Genomic DNA, 21,853 nt, shown 5'->3' with positions numbered 1-21,853 from the left:
GACCATGGCGTCCCGGACCATGACGTCCCGGACAGCGGCGCGACCCGGACGGGCCACGGCGACGGCACCGGCTGCGCGGTGTGCGGAGCCCCCGTCCCGGCGGGCGATCCGCTCGTACGGGACCCGGTCGGGCCCCACGACTGCGACGGTCACGCCGTCTGCGGCCCCGGCGAGCCGCCCGCCCGCCCGCACGAAACGGCCGCCTGCGGAGGCGCGGCGCCGGAGGACCCGGTGACCGCGCCCGGTGCGGTGCTCGCGCGCCCCCCGGCCGCCCCCGGCGGAACCGCCCCCGGCCGCCCGGCCCCCGCGAGCCCCGGCATCGGCGGCATCCTCGCCCAGATCGCCCTCGGGCTGATCTGCGCGGGCTACACGACCGGCGCCTCCCTCGGCTGGGGCTCCCCGGAGCTCGCGCTCTTCATGGGCGACTTCGGACTCAGCGCCGCCGCCCTCACCGCCGCCGTCTCCTGCTTCCTCTACGCCCGAGCCCACCACGGCGAGGACCGCCCCGCCTGGCTGCTCTTCGCCTTCTCCTCGTTCATGGCCTCCGCCGGAAACGCCGTCTGGGGCTGGTACGAGGTCGTACTCCGCACCCGCGTCCCGACCACGTCCGTCGCCGACCTGTGCTTCCTGCTCTTCGCACCCCCCGCGATCGTCGGACTCCTCGTCCTCGCCAAGAAACCCGTCACCCGGGCCGGCTGGGTCTGCCTCGGCCTCGACGCCTGGCTCATCGGGGGCTCCCTCCTCACCCTGTCCTGGAGCCTGGCCCTCGCGCGCACGGCCCACTTCCAGAACGAACCGGTCACCCAGGCGGCCCTGTCGCTCGCCTACCCGCTGCTCGACATCGTCCTCGTCAGCATGGTCCTGGTCCTGCACTTCCGGCGCTCGCAGGCCAACCGCTCCGCGACCAACACCGCCATCGCCGCACTCGCCCTCACCGTCCTGTGCGACGCCCTGTTCACCTCACCGCTGCTCCGCCAGAGCTACGTCTCCGGACAGCTGCTCGACGCGGGCTGGTTCGCGGGCTCCCTGCTCCTCGCCTACGCCCCCTGGGGCGCCCGCCGCCTCCCGGACGCCGAGGCCCCCGCCCGCACCCCCCGGCTGCACAGCCGCCCGGTCGCCGGTTCGCTCGCCGCGCTCACCCCGTACCTCGCCGCCGCCGTCTGCACCCTCAGCCTCCTCTACAACGTGGTCGAGGGACGACGGCTCGACCGCTTCGTCGTCCTCACCGGCTGCACCGTGGTCCTCGCCCTCGTCGTACGGCAGGGCATCATGCTCCTCGACAACGTCGCCCTCACCCACGAGCTGGCCCAGAAGGAGAACCACTTCCGCTCCCTCGTGCAGGGCTCCAGCGACGTCATCATGATCGCCGCGCCCTCCGGCACGCTCCGCTACGTCAGCCCCGCCGCCTCCGGCGTCTACGGCCGCGACGCCGAGGAACTGACCGGCTCCGAACTGTCCTCGCTGATCCACCCCGAGGACCTCGGGGCCGTCGTCCACGAGGTGCGCCGCTTCCTCGCCGTCTCGCCCGCCGAGGAACCCACCACCCGGATCGAGTGCCGCTTCCGCTCCGGCAGGGACGACTGGCTCAACGTCGAGTCCACCGTCAACCGGCACCAGGGCGGCCTGATCTTCAACAGCCGGGACGTCACCGAGCGCGTCCGGCTCCAGGCCCAGCTCCAGCACAACGCCGAGCACGACCCGCTCACCGACCTGCCCAACCGCGCCCTGTTCACCCGGCGCGTCCGGCAGGCGCTCGGCGGGCGCCGCGCCTCCGACCCCGGCACCGCCGTCCTCTTCGTCGACCTCGACGGCTTCAAGGGCGTCAACGACCGGCTCGGCCACCAGGCGGGCGACGACCTCCTCGTCCAGGCCGCCCGCCGCCTCCAGGACTCCGTACGAGCCGGGGACACCGCCGCCCGGCTCGGCGGCGACGAGTTCGCCGCCCTCATCCTCGGCGACGGCGGGCGCGACCGGACCGCCCGCGAGAGCCAGGTCCGGGAGATCGCCGACCGGCTCCGCCTCACCCTCTCCCGGCCCTACCGCGTCGACGGAGACAACGAGGTCCGGGTCGCCGCCTCCATCGGGGTCGCCTTCGCCGAGCCCGGCATCGCCGCGGGCGACCTCCTGCGCAACGCCGACCTCGCCATGTACCGGGCCAAGGCCGCGGGCAAGGACCGCGTCGAGCTGTACGCGCCCCAGATGCAGGCCGAGGTCGTCCGCCGCACCGAGCTCGCCGCCCGGCTGCGCAGCGCCCTCCACGACGGCGAGTTCGCCCTGCTCCACCAGCCGGTCGTCGACCTCGCCACCGGCCGGATCTCCGCCGTCAGCGCCCAGGCCCGCTGGCGCTCCACCCAGGGCATCCTCTTCACCCCCGCCGAATACCTCCGGGTCACCGACGACGGCGAGCGGACCGCCGAACTGAGCCGCTGGCTCCTCGAAGAAGCCGTCGAGCAGGCCGCCGAGCGGGCCGGTATCGGCCATCGCGCGCCCGTCTCCATCCGGCTCCCCGCCCGCCGCCTCCTCGACCGCTCGCTGCCGCTCGGCTCCGTCGAGTCCCTGCTCACCCGGCACGGGCTGCCGTCCGGCTCGCTGATCATCGAGCTCGCCGACAGCGACCCCCGGATCTCCCTGGACGAGCTGGAACAGCGCCTGGTGAGCCTGCGCCGCCTCGGGGTGCGGATCGCGCTCGACGGATTCGGCAGCGGACACGTCGCCATCAACGCGCTCCGGCGCCTCCCCGTCGACATACTGAAGCTCGACCGCGGGCTCGTCGAAGGGCTCGTCGAATCGCCCCGGCTCCGCAAGATCACCCGCGGAGTCCTCCGTATCGCCGGGGAACTCGGCCTCCAGACCGTGGCCGAGGGAGTCGACGCACCGGAGCAGGTGGTCGCCCTGCGGGCGATGGGATGCGGCCACGCCCAGGGCATGGCCTTCTCCGGCCCGCTCGACGAGTACCGGCTGCGCAGGGCCCTCGTACGGGACGAGTACCCCCTCCCCGGAGCGGTTCCGGCCCGTGCCGGAAACCGACCCCCCACCCGTTCACATGATGAGACGCCCGTCCCACCCACTTGACAGTGACGAGGCCTGAGAGGGAGGGTCAGTGCCATGCGCACCCGAATTCTCGTACTTGGACAGCGCGTCGGCTGAAGCGGGGCCCCCTTCCAGGCCCGCTTAGAACGCACCCGACGCGCTCCCCTCGCTTGCCTCCCGGCACGAGGGGTTTTTTGTTGCACCGACTCCCTCCGAAGCCGGTGCGAACCCTGGCAAAACACCTCGCGAAAACCCTCTGCTTCGAGAAGAGATGCTGATGACCGACCAGGCCACCGGGCACCATCCGCAGCCGCGGCCCCGCCACGGCACGACGCCCGCCACCACCGTCGAGCACGTCACGGGTGCGCAGTCCCTCATCCGTTCTCTTGAGGAAGTGGGCGCCGACACCGTCTTCGGCATCCCCGGCGGCGCGATCCTGCCCGCGTACGACCCGATGATGGACTCCCGGCGGGTCCGCCACATCCTGGTCCGCCACGAGCAGGGCGCGGGCCACGCGGCCACCGGCTACGCCCAGGCCACCGGCAAGGTCGGTGTCTGCATGGCGACCTCGGGCCCCGGCGCCACCAACCTCGTCACCCCGATCGCCGACGCGCACATGGACTCCGTCCCGCTCGTCGCGATCACCGGCCAGGTCGCCTCCAAGGCGATCGGCACGGACGCCTTCCAGGAGGCGGACATCTGCGGCATCACGATGCCGATCACCAAGCACAACTTCCTGGTCACCAAGGCCGAGGACATCCCCCGGACGATCGCCGAGGCCTTCCACATCGCCTCCACCGGCCGTCCCGGCCCGGTCCTGGTCGACATCGCCAAGGACGCCCTCCAGGCGAAGACCACCTTCAGCTGGCCGCCGCAGACCGACCTGCCCGGCTACCGCCCGGTGACCAAGCCGCACGCCAAGCAGATCCGCGAGGCGGCCAAGCTGATCAGCGCCGCCAAGCGCCCCGTCCTGTACGTCGGCGGCGGTGTCATCAAGGCCGGTGCGACCGCCGAGCTGAAGATCCTCGCCGAGCTGACCGGCGCCCCCGTCACCACCACCCTGATGGCCCTGGGCTCCTTCCCCGACAGCCACCCGCTGCACGTGGGAATGCCCGGGATGCACGGTTCGGTCACCGCCGTCACCGCGCTCCAGAAGGCCGACCTGATCGTCGCCCTCGGCGCCCGCTTCGACGACCGCGTCACCGGCAAGCTCGACAGCTTCGCCCCGTACGCCAAGATCGTCCACGCGGACATCGACCCGGCCGAGATCGGCAAGAACCGCACCGCCGACGTCCCGATCGTCGGTGACGCCCGCGAGGTCATCGCCGACCTGGTCCAGGCCGTCCAGGCCGAGCACGCCGAGGGCAACAAGGGCGACTACACCGCCTGGTGGAGCGACCTGAGCCGCTGGCGCGAGACCTACCCGCTCGGCTACGACCTGCCGGAGGACGGCAGCCTCTCGCCGCAGCAGGTCATCCAGCGCATCGGTCAGCTCGCCCCCGACGACACGATCTTCGCGGCGGGCGTCGGCCAGCACCAGATGTGGGCCGCCCACTTCATCGACTACGAGCGGCCCGCCACCTGGCTGAACTCCGGCGGCGCCGGGACGATGGGGTACGCGGTCCCCGCCGCGATGGGCGCCAAGGCCGGTCTGCCGGACCGCCCGGTCTGGGCCATCGACGGCGACGGCTGCTTCCAGATGACCAACCAGGAACTCACCACCTGCGCCCTGAACAACATCCCGATCAAGGTCGCCATCATCAACAACGGCGCCCTCGGGATGGTCCGCCAGTGGCAGACCCTCTTCTACAACCAGCGCTACTCCAACACCGTCCTGCACTCCGGCCCGGACGACATCCAGGCGAACAAGGGCACCCGCGTCCCCGACTTCGTCAAGCTCTCCGAGGCCATGGGCTGTGTGGCCCTGCGCTGTGAGGACCCGGCCGACCTGGACAAGGTCATCGCCGAGGCCAACGCCATCAACGACCGCCCGGTCGTGGTCGACTTCATCGTCCACGAGGACGCCCAGGTGTGGCCGATGGTCGCCGCAGGCACCTCCAACGACGAGGTCATGGCCGCCCGGGGCGTCCGCCCCGACTTCGGCGACGGCGAAGACGACTGAAGCGCGGAACGCAGCAGAGCGAAAAGGAAGAGACCCACACCATGTCCACCAAGCACACGCTCTCCGTTCTCGTCGAGAACACCCCCGGCATCCTCGCCCGGATCGCCGCCCTGTTCTCCCGCCGCGGCTTCAACATCGACTCCCTGGCCGTCGGCGTCACCGAGCACCCCGACATCTCCCGCATCACCATCGTGGTCAGTGTCGAGGACCTGCCCCTGGAGCAGGTGACCAAGCAGCTCAACAAGCTGGTCAACGTCCTGAAGATCGTCGAACTCGAGCCCAGCGCCGCGATCCAGCGCGAGCTCGTCCTGGTGAAGGTCCGCGCCGACAACGAGACCCGCTCCCAGATCGTCGAGATCGTCCAGCTGTTCCGTGCCAAGACCGTGGACGTCGCGCCCGAGGCGGTCACCATCGAGGCCACCGGTTCGAGCGACAAGCTCGAAGCGATGCTCAAGATGCTGGAGCAGTTCGGCATCAAGGAGCTCGTGCAGTCCGGCACGATCGCCATAGGGCGCGGCTCCCGGTCCATCACGGACCGGTCCCTGCGGGCCCTCGACCGCAGCGCCTGACAACCCGTCGGCGGTCAACCACCGGTCCGTCCGGCGGTCCGACTGACGAGACCCGAAAACCTTCCTCCCGCTCCCCGCCGTACGGTGGGACGCAACACCAGCACTTCAAGGAGATACCCAGTGGCCGAGCTGTTCTACGACGACGACGCCGACCTGTCCATCATCCAGGGCCGCAAGGTCGCGGTGATCGGCTACGGCAGCCAGGGCCACGCCCACGCGCTGTCGCTCCGTGACTCCGGCGTCGACGTCCGCGTCGGCCTCCAGGAGGGCTCGAAGTCCAAGGCCAAGGCCGAGGAGCAGGGCCTGCGCGTCGTCTCCGTGGCCGAGGCCGCGGCCGAGGCCGACCTCATCATGATCCTGACCCCGGACCCGATCCAGGCCCAGGTCTTCGAGGAGTCCATCAAGGACAACCTGAAGGAGGGCGACGCGCTCTTCTTCGGCCACGGCCTCAACGTCCGCTACGGCTTCATCAAGGTGCCCGAGGGCATCGACGTCGCCCTGGTCGCCCCGAAGGGTCCGGGCCACCTGGTCCGTCGCCAGTACGAGGAGGGCCGCGGCGTTCCGTGCATCGCCGCCGTCGAGCAGGACGCCACCGGCAAGGCCTTCGACCTGGCGCTGTCGTACGCCAAGGGCATCGGCGGCACCCGCGCCGGCGTCATCAAGACGACCTTCACCGAGGAGACCGAGACCGACCTGTTCGGTGAGCAGGCCGTGCTCTGCGGTGGTACCGCGGCGCTGGTCAAGGCGGGCTTCGAGACCCTGACCGAGGCCGGTTACCAGCCGGAGATCGCCTACTTCGAGTGCCTGCACGAGCTGAAGCTCATCGTGGACCTCATGTACGAGGGCGGCCTGGAGAAGATGCGCTGGTCGGTCTCCGAGACCGCCGAGTGGGGCGACTACGTCACCGGCCCGCGGATCATCACCGACGCCACCAAGGCGGAGATGAAGAAGGTCCTCGCGGAGATCCAGGACGGCACCTTCGCCAAGGAGTGGATGGCCGAGTACCACGGCGGTCTGAAGAAGTACAACGAGTACAAGACCCAGGACGCCAACCACCTCCTGGAGACCACCGGCAAGGAGCTGCGCAAGCTCATGAGCTGGGTGAACGACGAGGAGGCGTAAGCCTTCCGGGACGGGGCCGGACCTGGTGTCCGGCCCTGTGCCACACCCTTGGACACCCCGTCCAACCACGGACGGGTGATCCTTCCAACGAGGCACATGCGCGGCATCGCCACAGCACTACACTGCTCAACAACATTCGCGTTCAGGCCCACAGCGTCGTGCGCTTTCACGCGGCAAGCCCCCTCCACCGCCTGCGGCCGTCGGGACGGCCGTCCGCACTGGATCTGTGAGGACTCACGTGAGCTCGAAACCTGTCGTACTCATCGCTGAAGAGCTGTCGCCCGCCACCGTCGACGCGCTGGGCCCGGACTTCGAGATCCGGCACTGCAACGGCGCCGACCGCGCCGAGCTGATCCCCGCCATCGCCGACGTGGACGCCATCCTGGTCCGTTCCGCGACCAAGGTGGACGCCGAGGCCATCGCCGCCGCCGGGAAGCTGAGGGTCGTCGCCCGCGCCGGGGTCGGTCTGGACAACGTGGACGTCTCCGCCGCCACCAAGGCCGGTGTGATGGTCGTCAACGCCCCGACGTCGAACATCGTCACCGCCGCCGAGCTGGCCTGCGGCCTCCTCGTCGCCACCGCGCGCAACATCCCGCAGGCCAACACCGCCCTGAAGAACGGCGAGTGGAAGCGCAACAAGTACACCGGCGTCGAGCTGAGCGAGAAGACCCTCGGTGTCGTCGGTCTCGGCCGCATCGGCGTCCTGGTCGCCCAGCGCATGTCGGCCTTCGGCATGAAGATCGTCGCGTACGACCCCTACGTGCAGCCCGCCCGCGCCGCTCAGATGGGGGTGAAGCTGCTGGCCCTGGACGAGCTCCTGGAGGTCGCCGACTTCATCACCGTCCACCTGCCGAAGACCCCGGAGACCCTCGGTCTCATCGGTGACGAGGCGCTGCACAAGGTCAAGCCCTCCGTCCGTATCGTCAACGCCGCGCGCGGCGGGATCGTGGACGAGGCGGCGCTGTACTCGGCGCTCAAGGAGGGCCGGGTCGCCGGTGCGGGCCTCGACGTCTACGCGAAGGAGCCCTGCACGGACTCCCCGCTGTTCGAGCTCGACCAGGTCGTCTGCACCCCCCACCTCGGCGCGTCCACGGACGAGGCCCAGGAGAAGGCGGGCATCGCCGTCGCCAGGTCGGTGCGCCTGGCGCTCGCCGGCGAGCTGGTCCCGGACGCGGTCAACGTCCAGGGCGGGGTCATCGCGGAGGACGTGAAGCCGGGTCTGCCGCTCGCCGAGAAGCTCGGCCGGATCTTCACCGCCCTCGCGGGCGAGGTCGCGGCCCGCCTCGACGTCGAGGTGTACGGCGAGATCACCCAGCACGATGTGAAGGTGCTCGAACTCTCCGCGCTCAAGGGCGTGTTCGAGGACGTGGTCGACGAGACCGTGTCGTACGTCAACGCCCCGCTGTTCGCGCAGGAGCGCGGTGTCGAGGTGCGTCTGACGACCAGCTCCGAGTCGCCCGACCACCGCAACGTGGTCACCGTGCGAGGCACGCTGGCCAACGGCGAGGAGGTGTCGGTCTCCGGCACCCTGGCCGGTCCCAAGCACCTCCAGAAGATCGTCGCGGTCGGCGAGTACGACGTGGACCTCGCGCTCGCCGACCACATGGTCGTGCTGCGCTACGAGGACCGCCCGGGTGTCGTCGGCACGGTCGGCCGCATCCTCGGCGAGGCCGGTCTGAACATCGCGGGGATGCAGGTCTCCCGCGCGGAGGAGGGCGGCGAGGCGCTCGTCGTGCTCACCGTGGACGACTCGCTCCCCGCGCCGGTGCTCGCGGAGATCGCCTCGGAGATCGGCGCCGCCTCGGCCCGCTCGGTCAACCTGATCTGAGTCCGAGCGCGCACACCACCCGTACCCGGTGGCCGGATCCTCGTCCCGTACGAGCGTCCGGCCGCCGGGTACGGCGCTGTCCCGGAGAAGGGCGCGGGCGCGGCGCCGCGGGCGCGAACCGTCCGCTCCCCGACGTACCGGGGCCCGAGGCGCTGACGCGGCGGGCGGTCCGACGGTCCGTCGGTCGCCCCGGGCGCGGCTCGGACCGGCGCTCCGGCGGCCGTTTCGTCGTAGAACGGTCACAGACGGCCGGAGCTGTCGCTTCCGCCGTCCCGGTCCTGCTGTCATGGCGGGACCGTGACCGACCGCACCTCTCCAGGAGGCCCCGTGCCCAAGCGCCGTACCACCAGGATCCTCGCCGCCTTCTTCGCCGCCGGACTGCTCATCGGCGGCGCCGCCCAGCTCGCCAAGACGACCACGGGCGGCCCCGCGCCGCAGACGGTCGCCATGAACAAGGCGGAGCTGGTCGGGGCCTGACCCCGCCCACGCCCTCGACCGCCCGGGACGGCTACAGCTTGGCCGACTTCAGGGACATGTGGAGCAGGAGGCGGTCCTCGCCGTCGTCCAGGTCCAGGCCCGTGAGCTGTTCGACCCGGGACAAGCGGTAGTAGAGGGTCTGCCGGTGGATGCCCAGGGCCGCCGCCGTGCGGCCCGCCTGGCCCGCGCTGTCGAGGAACACCTCGGCGGTGCGGGCCAGTTCGCTGTGCGCGGCGGCCAGCAGCGGGGCGACGGCGGGGTCGACCTCGGGGTGGTAGAGCGCCGCCAGGAGGCGGTACGGGCCGATCCGGGCCCACTCCGCCACCGGGCCCAGCGACGGCTGGGCGGTCGCGGCACGGGCCGAGGTGCTGGCCTCGCGCCAGGCGGCCGGAAGCTCCGCGAGACCCCGGCGGGGCGTCGCGACACCGGCGGGCGCGGCGCCGCGCAGCCGGTCCGCCGCCGCGCGGGCGGGGGAGAGGTCCTCGGAGGTGCGGAGCCGGACGAGGACGGCGAGGGACTCCGCCTCCGGGAGCGCGGTGACCGCCGCCGCCCCGGCCACCGTCCGGACCGGGGGGGCCTCGCCCCGCCAGGGGGTGACGCAGACCACGGTGTGCAGCCCGTCCGCGTTGGGTCCCAGGGCCGCCCGCAGGGCCGCGACGGCCGTCTCGTGCTGCCAGCCCCGCCCGGCGGTCAGGGCCGCCGCGAACTCGCGCGAGAGGTCCGCGCCCGCGCGCTCCTCGTCCGCGAGCAGCTCGCCGATGCGGGCGGCGACCTCCATGGCGGCGGTGAGCCGTTCGGGCGAGGGGCCCGGCTCGGCGTCGAGCAGCCAGACGTAACCGAGGACGACACCCCTATGGCGTACCGGGAGGCACACGCGGTCCCGGAAGACGCCCGCGTCGGGGGCGGCGGGGATGCGGACCGGGCCGGTCGCCCGGGTGATGCCGAAGCCCTCGAACCAGGCGCGGACCGCCGGGGTCGACTTGCGGGTGAGGATCGAGCGGGTCCTGACCGGGTCCATGGCGCTGTCGTCGTCGCTGTCGTGCGCGCCGAAGGCGATCAGGCCGAAATCGCGGTTCTCCAGTGTCGCGGGGGCGCCGAGCAGCCCCGAGATCTCGTCCACCAGTTCCTGGTAATCGCCCTTCACGGGCCCATTCTCGCACCCCTTCCCCCACCGTTCAGACAGATGTCTGAGAGGCGGGCCACGGATGCGTGACAGCTGTAGATGGCGGACGATCGGAGCGATCCATAGGTTTCACGGTGGTCATCCGTGCTGTTCCCGGTCCGAACCCCCTTCCGGTCCGGTGACGGCTCCGTTCTCCCCCTGCCCCTTTGGAGGTGCCCGTGCTGGGTCCCGTGATCCTCGCCGCGTCGCGCAGCGACAAGATGCGCCGTTTCGTGTCGGCCGCCCCCGGGACCAAGCAGGTCGTCGCCCGCTTCATCGCCGGTGAGACGGTCGGTGACGTCGTCCCGATCGTCCAGGAGCTGAGCGACCGCGGCCTTGAGGTCACCCTCGACGTCGTCGGTGAGGACATCACCACCGTCGAGCAGTCGTACGCCGCGCGGGACGCCTACCTGGAGCTCGTCGGGCGCCTCAAGGAGCTGGGCCTCGGCGAGCGCGCCGAGATGTCCGTCAAGCTGTCGATGTTCGGGCAGTCCCTGGAGGGCGGCCACGAGCTGGCCCTCGCGAACGTCCGTCCGGTCGTCGAGGCAGCCGCCGAGATCGGCACCACGGTCACCCTGGACGCCGAGGACCACACCACCCTCGACTCGATGTTCGCCATCCACGAGGAGCTGCGGAAGGACTTCCCGCAGACCGGCTGCGTCATCCAGGCGTACCTGTTCCGCACCGAGGACGACGCCCGCCGCCTCGCCGCGAACGGCTCCCGCGTCCGGATCGTGAAGGGCGCCTACAAGGAGCCCGTCTCCGTCGCCATCCAGGACAAGCCCGAGATCGACAAGGCGTACGTCCGGATCATGAAGATCCTGATGGACGGCGAGGGCTATCCGATGATCGGCTCGCACGACCCGCGCCTGATCGCCGTCGGCCAGGAGCTGGCCCGCCGCGCGGGCCGCAAGCTGGACGAGTACGAGTTCCAGATGCTGTACGGCATCCGCAGCGAGGAGCAGCAGCGCCTGGCCGCCGAGGGACACCGTATGCGCGTGTACACCGCCTACGGCACCGACTGGTACGGCTATTTCATGCGCCGCCTCGCGGAGAAGCCGGCCAACCTGCTCTTCTTCGTCCGGTCCATCCTCACCAAGGGCTGAGCCCACACCCCTCAGAAGGAGTTAAGCGACTCATGGACGCTGTCACCCAGGTCCCCGCTCCGGTCAACGAGCCGGTGCACAGCTACGCCCCCGGTTCTCCCGAGCGCGCCCGTCTGGAGGTTCAGCTCAAGGAGCTGGCCGAGAACCCGCGCGAGCTGTCGATGACCATCGGCGGCGTGAAGCGCCTCGGCGGCGGCGAGGAGTTCCAGGTCGTCCAGCCGCACAACCACAAGGCGGTCATCGGCACCTTCCGCGGCGCCACCGAGCAGGACGCCCAGGACGCGATCGACGCCGCCCTGGCCGCCGCTCCCGCCTGGCGCGCGATGTCCTTCGACGACCGTGCCGCGATCATCCTGCGCGCCGCCGAGCTGCTGGCGGGACCGTGGCGCGAGACGCTGGCCGCGTCCACCATGCTCGGCCAGTCGAAGACGGCCCAGCAGGCCGAGATCGACACCCCGTGCGAGCTCGTCGACTTCTGGCGCTTCAACGTGGCGTACGCCCGCCAGATCCTGGCCGAGCAGCCGCCGGCCAACTCCCCGGGCGTGTGGAACCGGCTGGACCACCGCCCCCTCGAAGGCTTCGTCTACGCGATCACGCCGTTCAACTTCACGGCCATCGCGGGCAACCTGCCCACCGCCCCCGCCCTCATGGGCAACGTGGTGGTCTGGAAGCCGTCCCCGACGCAGACCCACTCCGCCGTGCTCCTCATGGAGCTCCTGGAGGAGGCCGGTCTGCCGAAGGGCGTCATCAACCTGGTGACCGGCGACGGCATCGCCGTCTCCGAGGTGGCCCTGAACCACCGCGACCTGGCGGGCATCCACTTCACCGGTTCGACCCGGACCTTCCAGCACCTGTGGAAGACCGTCGGAACGAACATCGAGAAGTACCGCTCGTACCCGCGGATCGTCGGCGAGACCGGCGGCAAGGACTTCGTCGTCGCGCACCCCAGCGCCGACCGCGCCATCCTGAAGACCGCGCTGACCCGTGGCTCCTTCGAGTTCCAGGGCCAGAAGTGCTCCGCGTCCTCGCGCGCGTACATCCCGGCGTCCATCTGGAACGACGGCTTCAAGGAGGAGTTCGCGGCCGAGGTCGACGGCATCACCATGGGTGACGTCACCGATCTGTCGAACTTCGTCGGCGCCGTCATCGACGAGCGTTCCTTCGCCAAGAACAAGGCCGCGATCGACCGTGCCGCGGCCGACCCGAGCTGCACGATCGTCGCCGGTGGCACCTACGACGACTCGGTGGGCTACTTCGTCCGCCCGACCGTCATCGAGTGCGCCGACCCGGAGAACGAGGTCTTCAAGGCCGAGTACTTCGGCCCGATCCTCGCGATCCACGTCTACGACGACAGCTCCGCCGAGAAGTACGACGAGATGCTGACCCAGATGGAGTCGGTCTCGGACTACGCCCTCACCGGCGCGGTCATCTCCGGCGACCGCGCGGCCACCGCGCACACGATGGAGAAGCTCCGCTTCGCCGCGGGCAACTTCTACATCAACGACAAGTCGACCGGCGCCGTCGTCGGCCAGCAGCCCTTCGGCGGCGGCCGTGCCTCGGGCACCAACGACAAGGCGGGCGCCCCGCAGAACCTGATGCGCTGGACGCTGACCCGCGCCATCAAGGAGACCCTGGTCCCGCCGACCGAGTACGGCTACCCCCACATGGGCTAACCCCCACCGGCCGCCCCTCCGACGGCCCCCTGACACCGCCCTCCTCCCCGGTCCCCCAACCGGGGACGGGGGCGGTTCTCATGCGCGGGGCGGTTCCCCTACGCGGGGCGGTTCTCGTACGCGGGGCGATGCGACACCCGCCGGTGTCCGTCGGGCGCGTCACTGTGGGGCCGGTCACTGTGGGGCCGGTCCGTCGGCCAAGAGCCGCCTCCGTTCGGCCAGTTCAGGGGATAGTGAGGGTGATTTCGCACCTTTGTGCGACTATAGGACGGCCCTGTGGTCGGGTGACAACCCGCGCCCACGGGCGATGCCGTCGTCACCTTCCCCGAACGGAGCCCCCCATGGCCGCAGAACCGGTCCACGTCCGTCAGGAGAGGCGGCTGACCTGGCCGTGGTTCCTCGTCGTGGTGATCGTCTACCTCGTGATCATCCAGGGCGTCGGGATGCTCATCGGCGTCGACCGGAGCGGCTCGGACAGCCAGTTCCCGGACACCGAGGTGATCGTCCGCAGCGGGCTGATCCCGATCGGCCTGTCGGTCGTGTTCGGCGCGGCGGTGGTGACCTGGCTGGGCTGGTGGGGTGAGGTCGTGCGCCACCGCGCGCCGGTACGGCGATGGGTGCGCTTCGTGCCGATCTCGATGCTGGTCGTCGCCGTGCTCGGGGTGAACTACCCGAACCTGGCCGCGCAACCCCTCTCCCTGGTGCTGAGCCTGATCGCCATGACGCTGCTCGTCGGCATCGGCGAGGAGCTGATCTTCCGGGGCCTGGGCGTGCAGGTCTTCCGGCGGGCCGGGCTCAGCGAGGGCAAGGTCGCCCTGTGGTCCTCGCTGCTCTTCGGCGCCGTGCACCTCAGCAACGCGTTCGGCGAGGGCGCGCAGGCGATCGTGCAGGCCCTCGCCGTGTCCACGTCCGGATACTTCTTCTACCTGTGCTTCCGGGTCGGCGGCACCCTGCTGCTGCCGATGCTGGTGCACGGTCTCTGGGACTTCGGGCTGATCTCCCACCTGGCCGGGACCGATCCCAAGGCGTTCCCCACGCTGGTGCTGCCGATCCTGCTCCAGGTCGTCCTGATCGTCCTCCTGGTCGTCAGGCGCCGCTCGATCGAACCGGCGGCCCTCCCCGACGGCACCGAGCCCGGGACGCCGTCCGTACGGGCGGCCTCCGGCGGCTGACCGGGGCCTCGCGCGGGCGGTGGAAAATCCCGGGAGGGCCCGCCGTGTCCGTGGCACGCTGCTTCCATGACCACCGTGAGGACCGCCCCCACCCATGAGGTCGGGGCCGATCGGCTCCGGGCCGTCCGGCTGATGCTCGACACCGCCTTCGACGGGGACTTCTCCGACGACGACTGGGACCACACCCTCGGGGGCGTGCACGCCTGGATCGAGGACGCGCGGGGCATCGCCGCCCACGGGGCCGTCATCCAGCGGCGGGTCCTGCACCGGGGGCGGTCGTACCGCGTCGGGTACGTCGAGGGCGTCGCCGTCCGGGAGGACGTGCGGCGGCGGGGGCTCGGCGGGGCCGTGACGGCCGAGCTGGAGCGGGTCATCGACGGGACGTACCCCTTCGGGGCGCTCGGGGCCTCGGACGACGGCGCCGCGCTCTACCGGGCACGCGGCTGGCAGGTCTGGCCGGGACGTCTCGAAGCCCTCGGGCCCTCCGGGACCGTCCGGCTCGCCGAAGAGGAGGGGTGCGTCTTCCTGCGCCCGGCGGCGGGCCGCGCCCTGCCCGGTCCGGACGCCGCCCTCGTCTTCGACTGGCGTGACGGCGACGTGATGTGAGGGCCCGGCGGGTCCCGGCCGCGCCGCCCCCGCCCGCCGGACCCCCGGCAGGAACGCGGTCCGGAAGGGGGCGGCTACCGGGTGACGAGCATCTTCCCGGTGTTCTCGCCGCGCAGCATCCCCAGGAACGCGTCCACGATGTGCTCGAAGCCCGCCACGGTCGTCACGTCCAGCGGCAGTTCCCCGCTCCGCAGCCGGGGGACGGCGAGGTCGTACAGCTCCTCCAGGGCGTCCGCATGGTTGCTGACCAGGAAGCCTTCGAGGCGGATGCTCTTGCCGACCACGTCGAAGAGGTTGCGCGGGGCGGGCGGCGGAGCGGAGAGCGAGTGGTACTGGCCCACCGCGCCGACCCAGGCGATCCGGCCGTACTCGCGCAGCGCGTCGATCGCGGCCTCCAGGTGCTCGCCGCCGACCCCCTCCAGGGCCACGTCGACGCCGTCCGGGGCCGCCCGCGCGAGCAGCTCCGTCACCGGACCGGCGTGATAGTCGAAGGCCGCGTCGAACCCCGCCTCCTCCGTCAGATACGCCACCTTCCGCGCCGAACCCGCGCTGCCCACCAGCCGTCCCGCGCCGAGCACCCGCGCCAGCCGGCCCGCCGCCGTGCCGACCCCGCCCGCCGCGGCGGACACGAACAGGTCCTCGCCCGGCTGGAGCCGCGCGATCCGGGTCAGGCCCACATAGGCCGACAGGCCCGTACCGCCGAGCAGGCTGAGGTGGGCGGCGAGCGGGACACCCGGGCCGAGGTCCGGGACCCGGCGCGCCTCGGCGGGCGTCACCAGGGAGTGGGTGCGCCAGCCCTTGCGGTGCAGCACCAGGTCGCCGGTGCGCAGCGCCGGGTCGCGGGAGTCGAGCACCCGGCCGAGGGCGCGGCCCTCCATGGGGGAGTGCAGGGCCCACAGCTCGTCGGAGTCCATGGCCTCGCGGTGGTACGGGTCGACCGACCACTGGAGGTTCTCGACGAGCGCGGTGCCCGGCTCGGGGGCCGGGACCGGGGACTCGACGAAGTCGAAGAGACCGGGGGCGGGGAAACCGTCGGGGCGGGCGTTCTGCCGGACGGTGATCATGGTGTCGTAGGTCATGGTGCCGACCGTAGGAGGGGAACGGCGGGCCGGGCAGGGGGTAGCGTCGATGGCACCGGGCCATCCATGAGAACGGCTCATACACCGAGGTGAGGGCAGCATGACCGATCTGGCGCCGCGGGAACTGAGGGTCCTGGTGGCCGTCGGCCGGGAGCGCGGCTTCTCCGCCGCCGCCGTCTCCCTCGGTATGACGCAGTCCGCCGTCTCGCACTCGGTGCGCGGCAGCGAGCGCAAGCTCGGAGCCGTCCTCTTCGACCGGGGTCGCACCGGCGCCACGCCCACGGCGGCGGGGGAGCGGGCCCTCGCGCACGCCCGGCGGGTGCTGCGGCTCCTCGACATCATGGGCGCCGAGGTGCGCGGGGTCCCGGCGGGCGGCCCCGCCGACGCCGTCCCGGCCGGACCGCTTCGGATCGCGGCCTTCCGGAGCGCCGCCCTGCACCTGCTGCCGCGCGCCCTGGGGCGGCTGACGGAGCGGCACCCCGGGATCGTGCCGGAGGTGCGGATCGTACGGGAGGTGGGGCGCGGCACGGCCGGTGAGGTGCTGGACGGGCGGGCGGACCTCGGGATCGCGACGCTCGGGACGACGTCACCGGTGCCGCCGGAGCTGGTCGCGGGCGTCCTCCTGGAGGAGGGGTACGCGCTGGTGCACCCCGCGGGCCACCGGTCGCCCCGGTCGCTCCCGCTGATCGACTGGACGGAGAACTGCACCTCGTACACCCGCGACTGGTGGGCGGGGCAGGAGTGGCTGCCCCCGGCGACCGTGGAGGCGGAGGACGACGGGACGGTGCTCTCGATGGTGAGCACCGGTTTCGGCATGGCCGTGATGCCGGAACTGTCTCTGGCCGGAGCACCGCCCTCGGTCGAGATCACTGATCTCGGTCCGGCGCGCCCGACCCGTTCCGTGGGCTATGTCACCACCCCTGAGCTGGCCTCCTCCCTCGCCGTACGGGCCCTCATCCGCGAGCTGCGGGCCGCCGCGGGGTGACTCCCGGTGCCCGGCCGTCTCAGATAGTAGGAAGTCCGAGTAATTGTGGAGACAGATGCGGAGAGCTGCCCTAGCTTTGTAGGAGCCGAACGTCTCGCTCCATCAGCGAATGGCGGTCGAGAGCGCGACGCCCTGTGCAGGCAACCCCTGCGGCGGCGCTCCCCGCCCCTTCCGGCGCCCCCGATCACCACGGATGCCTCGCGCGGACCCTCACCGGTCTCCGCTCCCCGGCATCCGGACCGCCGCTGATCTCCGCACGTCCGGATCTCCGCTGATCCCGTCCGGGTCACCACCGATCTCAAGGAGTCGATCCCCATGGCCGCTCAGACCACCCGCCGTGTCCGCCACTCCGCCGGTCGCCCCAGCGACGACGCCCGGCAGAACGCCGCCGCCGCCCTCCAGCGCGCCCTCGACCGGCGTGACAACGGCGGCTCCACCGGCCACTGACCGCCTGGCGCGCCCCGGTGGCGCGCCCCCGGTCGTCCCACCGGCCGGGCGCTCGGGTCCGGCCGCTGGTCCGGGCCGCCCGTCGGGCGGCGGCGGACGGTCGGTTCGTCGAGTCGTCCGGTCGTCCGGCGGTCCACCATGCCACCCGTCGCGGGACCGTCCACCGGGCCGCCCGTCGCCGCCACCCGTCGCCCCCGGTCGTCGGACCGTTGGTCCGGGCCGCTCGTCCCGGCCGTGCGTCCGTCCGTCGTCCTCGGGCTGTTCGCCAGCCCGTCGTCCTCGGGCTGTTCGTCCAGGTCGTCCGCCAGGTTCACCCGCGCGGCCGTCCGGCCGTTCCCGCCCGACCCCGTCCACCGGGCGCCCGTCCAGGCACTCCTCGGGCCGCCCGTGCGGCAGTCCGCCCATCGGCATCCACCCTCGCGCGCCAGGCCCGGCGGTCCGTCCGACCGCCCGACCGACCGTTCGCCCGACCAGCCGACCGCCCGGCCGTCCACCTGCCCGCCCGCCCGACCACTGGTCCACATGATGGACGTACCGTGTCAGACGATGGGACGAAGAGTAGGGTGCCGACATGTCTCACAGCATCAATCTCGCAGTCATTCCCGGCGACGGCATCGGCCAGGAGGTCGTGGCCGAGGGCCTCAAGGTCCTCGCGGCCGTCCTTCCCCAGGACGTGAAGCTGGAGACCGAGGAGTACGACTTCGGCGCCAAGCGCTACCACGCCACCGGTGAGACCCTCACCGACGCCGATCTCGCCTCCCTCAAGAAGCACGACGCCATCCTGCTCGGTGCCATCGGCGACCCGTCGGTGCCCTCCGGCGTCCTGGAGCGCGGCTTCCTGCTGAAGCTCCGCTTCGCCTTCGACCACCATGTGAACCTGCGCCCCTCGAAGCTGCTCCCCGGCGTCGCCACCCCGCTCGCCGGACAGCCCGCGATCGACTTCGTCGTGGTCCGCGAGGGCACCGAGGGCCCGTACACCGGCAACGGCGGCACCATCCGCAAGGACACCCCGCACGAGGTCGCCACCGAGGTCTCGGTCAACACCGCCTTCGGTGTCGAGCGGGTCGTCCGGGACGCCTTCGCCCGTGCCCAGGCCCGCCCGCGCAAGAAGCTCACGCTGGTCCACAAGAACAACGTGCTGACCTTCGCGGGCCACCTCTGGACGAACGTCTTCCAGCGGGTCGCCGCCGAGTTCCCCGAGGTCACCACCGACTACCTGCACGTCGACGCCGCGACGATCTTCCTCGTCACCGACCCGGCCCGCTTCGACGTGATCGTCACCGACAACCTCTTCGGCGACATCATCACCGACCTCGCCGCGGCCGTCTCCGGCGGCATCGGCGTCGCCGCCTCGGGCAACATCAACCCGAGCGGCGCCTTCCCGTCCATGTTCGAGCCGGTCCACGGCTCCGCGCCGGACATCGCGGGCCAGGGCAAGGCCGACCCCACGGCCACCGTCCTCTCCGTCGCCCTCCTGCTGCGCCACCTCGGCCACGAGACCGAGGCCGCCCGCGTCGAGGAGGCGGTCGCCGCCGACCTCACCGAGCGCGGCGACAGCGTCCGCACCACGGACGAGATCGGCGACGCGCTCGCCGCGCGAGTAGCGAGCTGACCCGCGCCGACTGACACCAACAGCAGCCGCCGGGTCGCCCAGCGCCCGGCGGCTGTGTCCTGCGCGGCCACCGGGCGGCACCCCATCGAACCCGGACCGCGCACACCCGTTTCACGCACCGGCCCTCACGAGCGATAATCGAACGTGGGGCCGCGGCATACGGGCATGTCCGGACGTCCACCTCGTCGGGAAGAGCCAGCCCCCGACAACGGCGTGCGCGCGGTCCAGCCCAGACAACCGGTGAAGGACACGCACTCATGACGACGCCCACGATCGAGCTCAAGCCCACCTCCAGCCCGCTGTCCGCCGCGGAGCGCGAGGCGATCCTGGCCAACCCGGGATTCGGCCGCCACTTCACCGACCACATGGTCACCATCCGGTGGAACGAGGGCCAGGGCTGGCACGACGCCCAGCTCGTCCCGTACGGCCCGCTCGCCCTGGACCCGGCCACCAACGTCCTGCACTACGCGCAGGAGATCTTCGAGGGCCTCAAGGCCTACCGCCGCCCCGACGGTTCGGTCGCCAGCTTCCGCCCGGACGCCAACGCGCACCGCTTCGCCGCCTCCGCCCGCCGCCTCGCGATGCCCGAGCTGCCCGTGGAGACCTTCGTCGAGGCCTGTGACGTCCTCGTCCAGCAGGACAAGGAATGGGTCCCGGAGCACGGCGGCGAGGCCTCGCTCTACCTGCGCCCCTTCATGATCGCCACCGAGGTCGGTCTCGGTGTCCGCCCGGCGAACGAGTACCTCTTCGTCGTCATCGCCTCCCCGGCGGGCCCGTACTTCCCCGGCGGTGTGAAGCCGGTCTCCATCTGGCTCTCGGAGAACCGCGTCCGCGCCGTCCCGGGCGGCGTCGGCGACGCCAAGACCGGCGGCAACTACGCGGCCTCCCTGCTCGCGCAGGCCGAGGCCGCCGAGAAGGGCTGCGACCAGGTCGCCTACCTCGACGCCGTGGAGCACAAGTGGGTCGAGGAGCTGGGCGGCATGAACCTGTACTTCGTGTACGGGAACAAGCTGGTCACCCCCGTCCTCACCGGCTCGCTGCTCGCGGGCATCACCCGTGACTCGCTGCTGAAGCTGGCCGCCGACCTCGGTCTGGAGCCGGAGGAGGGCCGCGTCTCCATCGACCAGTGGCAGGCCGACTCCGCGAACGGCACCCTCACCGAGGTCTTCGCCTGCGGCACCGCCGCCGTGATCACCCCGGTCGGCACGGTCAAGTCCGAGCGCGGCGAGTGGCGGCAGTCGGGCGGCGAGCCCGGTGAGATCACCATGAAGCTGCGCGAGGCACTGCTCGCCGTCCAGACCGGCAAGGCCGAGGACAAGCACGGCTGGATGCACGAGCTGGGCAAGTAGCCCCTTCCTTTCCCGACAGGGCCCCCGGGACGGTACGCACACCGTCCCGGGGGCCCCGTGCGTACGGGGCCGGGGCCCACCGTGCCCCCGGGCACACCGGAAGCGGTACGGCTCCGGCACCGCACGACCCGGGAGCCGTACGGCGCCGACGCGGGCGGAGTCGTACGAGAGATTTAGAGCACCGCTCAATATGACCTACGCCCCGGCTTCGTGCCGGTCCTTGGAACACCGGGATCCAGCATTTAGAGTGACACTCAAACGTGTCCCCAGTGCAGGAGGTGTTCGGGGCGTGCGACTGACCCCCACGGAACGCGACCGGTTGCTGCTCTTCGGCGCGGCCGAACTCGCCCGCGCCCGCCGGGCCCGGGGGCTGCGGCTCAACGTCCCCGAGGCCACCGCGCTCATCGCGGACACGGTCTGCGAGGCGGCCCGCGACGGCCGGCGGCTCGCCGAGGCCATCGAGGCCGCCCGTGCGGTCCTCGGCCCCGACGACGTGCTGCCCGGTGTCGCCGACGTCGTCACCGAGATCCACGTCGAGGCCGTCTTCGACGACGGCACCCGGCTCGCCGTCGTCTCCGACCCCATCGGCGGCGGCGGACTCGGCCCGGACGCGCCCGGCGCGCTGCGCCCCGGCCCCGGCCACCCGGAGGCGGAGCCCGCGCTCACCCTCCACGTGCGGAACACGGCGACCGTGCCGGTGAGCGTCACCTCGCACTTCCACTTCTTCGAGGTCAACCCGCGCCTCGACTTCGACCGCGCCGCCGCCTACGGGATGCGGCTCGCCATCCCCGCCGGAGCCTCCTTCCGCTTCGACCCGGGCGGCGCCGCCGAGGTCGGGCTGGTGCCGATCGGCGGCGCCCGGGTCGCCATCGGCTTCGCGGGCCTGGTCGACGGACCGCTGGACGCGCCCGGCGCGAAGGAAGAGGCCCTGCGCAGGGCGCGGGCGTGCGGCTACCTGGGAATCGAGGACGACTGATGGATCCGTACGAGTACGCGTCCGTGCACGGCCCCCGCGCCGGTGACCGTGTCGTCCTGGGCGACTCCGGGCTCGTCGTGCGGGTGGAGTCGGACGCGCAGAAGCCGGGGGACGAGTTCCTGGCCGGGTTCGGGAAGACCGCCCGGGACGGGCTGCATCTGAAGGCGGCGGCGGTTCGGGAGACCTGTGACGTCGTCATCAGCAATGTGCTGGTGATCGACGCGGTGCAGGGCATCCGGAAGGTGTCGATCGGTATCCGCGAGGGCCGTATCCACGCGGTCGGGCGGGCCGGGAACCCCGACACCCTCGACGGTGTGGACGTCGTCGTCGGTACCGGCACCTCGATCGTCTCCGGCGAGGGCCTCATCGCCACCGCCGGGGCGGTGGACACCCATGTGCACCTGCTGTCGCCCCGGATCATGGAGGCGTCCCTCGCCAGCGGCGTCACCACGATCATCGGGCAGGAGTTCGGCCCCGTCTGGGGTGTCGGGGTGAATTCGCCGTGGGCGCTGCGGCACGCGTTCGGCGCGTTCGACGC

Annotated in this window: 17 protein-coding genes and 1 pseudogene; 16 read left to right on the top strand and 2 right to left on the bottom strand. The window is 71.9% G+C overall.

Annotation, left to right across the window (positions count from 1 at the left end):
* Nucleotides 1-231 precede the first annotated feature (231 nt).
* From ACIO92_RS15485 to ACIO92_RS15460, 6 genes are all read left to right on the top strand, one after another.
* Nucleotides 232-3,072, top strand: coding sequence for a putative bifunctional diguanylate cyclase/phosphodiesterase (locus ACIO92_RS15485; protein ID WP_402281861.1), 2,841 nt, complete (start codon nucleotides 232-234; stop codon nucleotides 3,070-3,072).
* 229 nt (nucleotides 3,073-3,301) lie between these two features.
* Nucleotides 3,302-5,152 carry an acetolactate synthase large subunit gene (locus ACIO92_RS15480; RefSeq protein WP_366442153.1) on the top strand — a complete coding sequence of 617 codons (1,851 nt, stop codon included), beginning with the start codon at nucleotides 3,302-3,304 and terminating at the stop codon, nucleotides 5,150-5,152.
* A gap of 41 nt (nucleotides 5,153-5,193) precedes the next feature.
* Nucleotides 5,194-5,721, top strand: coding sequence for an acetolactate synthase small subunit (ilvN, locus tag ACIO92_RS15475; protein ID WP_366442152.1), 528 nt, complete (start codon nucleotides 5,194-5,196; stop codon nucleotides 5,719-5,721).
* A 120-nt stretch (nucleotides 5,722-5,841) separates the two neighbouring features.
* Nucleotides 5,842-6,843 carry a ketol-acid reductoisomerase gene (ilvC, locus tag ACIO92_RS15470; RefSeq protein ID WP_351788620.1) on the top strand — a complete coding sequence of 334 codons (1,002 nt, stop codon included), beginning with the start codon at nucleotides 5,842-5,844 and terminating at the stop codon, nucleotides 6,841-6,843.
* A 238-nt stretch (nucleotides 6,844-7,081) separates the two neighbouring features.
* Nucleotides 7,082-8,671 carry a phosphoglycerate dehydrogenase gene (gene serA, locus ACIO92_RS15465; protein ID WP_366442151.1) on the top strand — a complete coding sequence of 530 codons (1,590 nt, stop codon included), beginning with the start codon at nucleotides 7,082-7,084 and terminating at the stop codon, nucleotides 8,669-8,671.
* A gap of 327 nt (nucleotides 8,672-8,998) precedes the next feature.
* Nucleotides 8,999-9,148, top strand: coding sequence for a hypothetical protein (locus ACIO92_RS15460; protein ID WP_366442150.1), 150 nt, complete (start codon nucleotides 8,999-9,001; stop codon nucleotides 9,146-9,148).
* 31 nt (nucleotides 9,149-9,179) lie between these two features.
* Here the strand turns inward: ACIO92_RS15460 and ACIO92_RS15455 are convergent, their stop codons facing one another.
* On the bottom strand, nucleotides 9,180-10,292 hold the full coding sequence (locus ACIO92_RS15455; RefSeq protein ID WP_366442149.1) for a helix-turn-helix domain-containing protein: 1,113 nt from the start codon (nucleotides 10,290-10,292) through the stop codon (nucleotides 9,180-9,182).
* A 197-nt stretch (nucleotides 10,293-10,489) separates the two neighbouring features.
* Between ACIO92_RS15455 and ACIO92_RS15450 the strand changes: the two genes are divergently transcribed.
* From ACIO92_RS15450 to ACIO92_RS15435, 4 genes are all read left to right on the top strand, one after another.
* Nucleotides 10,490-11,416 (top strand): proline dehydrogenase family protein, encoded by a 927-nt coding sequence (locus ACIO92_RS15450; protein WP_366442148.1) that lies wholly within the window; start codon nucleotides 10,490-10,492, stop codon nucleotides 11,414-11,416.
* Between the two features lie 32 nt (nucleotides 11,417-11,448).
* Complete coding sequence (pruA, locus tag ACIO92_RS15445) at nucleotides 11,449-13,089, top strand: L-glutamate gamma-semialdehyde dehydrogenase (protein ID WP_402281844.1); 1,641 nt, start codon at nucleotides 11,449-11,451, stop codon at nucleotides 13,087-13,089.
* 341 nt (nucleotides 13,090-13,430) lie between these two features.
* Complete coding sequence (locus ACIO92_RS15440; protein ID WP_366442146.1) at nucleotides 13,431-14,261, top strand: CPBP family intramembrane glutamic endopeptidase; 831 nt, start codon at nucleotides 13,431-13,433, stop codon at nucleotides 14,259-14,261.
* Nucleotides 14,262-14,327: 66 nt separating this feature from the next.
* Nucleotides 14,328-14,867 carry a GNAT family N-acetyltransferase gene (locus ACIO92_RS15435; protein ID WP_402281846.1) on the top strand — a complete coding sequence of 180 codons (540 nt, stop codon included), beginning with the start codon at nucleotides 14,328-14,330 and terminating at the stop codon, nucleotides 14,865-14,867.
* Nucleotides 14,868-14,941: 74 nt separating this feature from the next.
* Here the strand turns inward: ACIO92_RS15435 and ACIO92_RS15430 are convergent, their stop codons facing one another.
* A complete protein-coding gene (locus ACIO92_RS15430; protein WP_402057925.1) occupies nucleotides 14,942-15,946 on the bottom strand; it encodes a zinc-binding dehydrogenase in 1,005 nt (334 codons plus the stop codon).
* 100 nt (nucleotides 15,947-16,046) lie between these two features.
* Between ACIO92_RS15430 and ACIO92_RS15425 the strand changes: the two genes are divergently transcribed.
* The 6 genes and pseudogenes from ACIO92_RS15425 to ACIO92_RS15400 all read left to right on the top strand — a co-directional run.
* Nucleotides 16,047-16,931, top strand: a complete 885-nt coding sequence (locus tag ACIO92_RS15425) for a LysR family transcriptional regulator (protein WP_366442143.1) — start codon at nucleotides 16,047-16,049, stop codon at nucleotides 16,929-16,931.
* Between the two features lie 315 nt (nucleotides 16,932-17,246).
* Complete coding sequence (locus ACIO92_RS15420) at nucleotides 17,247-17,378, top strand: hypothetical protein (RefSeq protein ID WP_366442142.1); 132 nt, start codon at nucleotides 17,247-17,249, stop codon at nucleotides 17,376-17,378.
* Between the two features lie 571 nt (nucleotides 17,379-17,949).
* Nucleotides 17,950-18,990: a 3-isopropylmalate dehydrogenase gene (locus ACIO92_RS15415; protein WP_366442141.1), complete on the top strand. Its 1,041-nt coding sequence runs from the start codon at nucleotides 17,950-17,952 to the stop codon at nucleotides 18,988-18,990.
* Nucleotides 18,991-19,247: 257 nt separating this feature from the next.
* A complete protein-coding gene (locus ACIO92_RS15410; protein WP_401237071.1) occupies nucleotides 19,248-20,339 on the top strand; it encodes a branched-chain amino acid aminotransferase in 1,092 nt (363 codons plus the stop codon).
* Between the two features lie 289 nt (nucleotides 20,340-20,628).
* Nucleotides 20,629-21,315, top strand: a complete 687-nt coding sequence (gene ureA / locus ACIO92_RS15405; RefSeq protein WP_366442139.1) for an urease subunit gamma — start codon at nucleotides 20,629-20,631, stop codon at nucleotides 21,313-21,315.
* Nucleotides 21,315-21,853, top strand: a pseudogene (locus tag ACIO92_RS15400) (urease subunit alpha); the annotation flags it as partial. The gene ureA and the pseudogene ACIO92_RS15400, both read left to right, overlap by 1 nt.

This window comes from Streptomyces sp. NPDC087215, assembly GCF_044744885.1.
GTDB lineage: Bacteria > Actinomycetota > Actinomycetes > Streptomycetales > Streptomycetaceae > Streptomyces.
The sequence above is the reverse complement of the archived record's forward strand: the minus strand, read 5'-3'. Positions and strand labels throughout refer to the sequence as shown.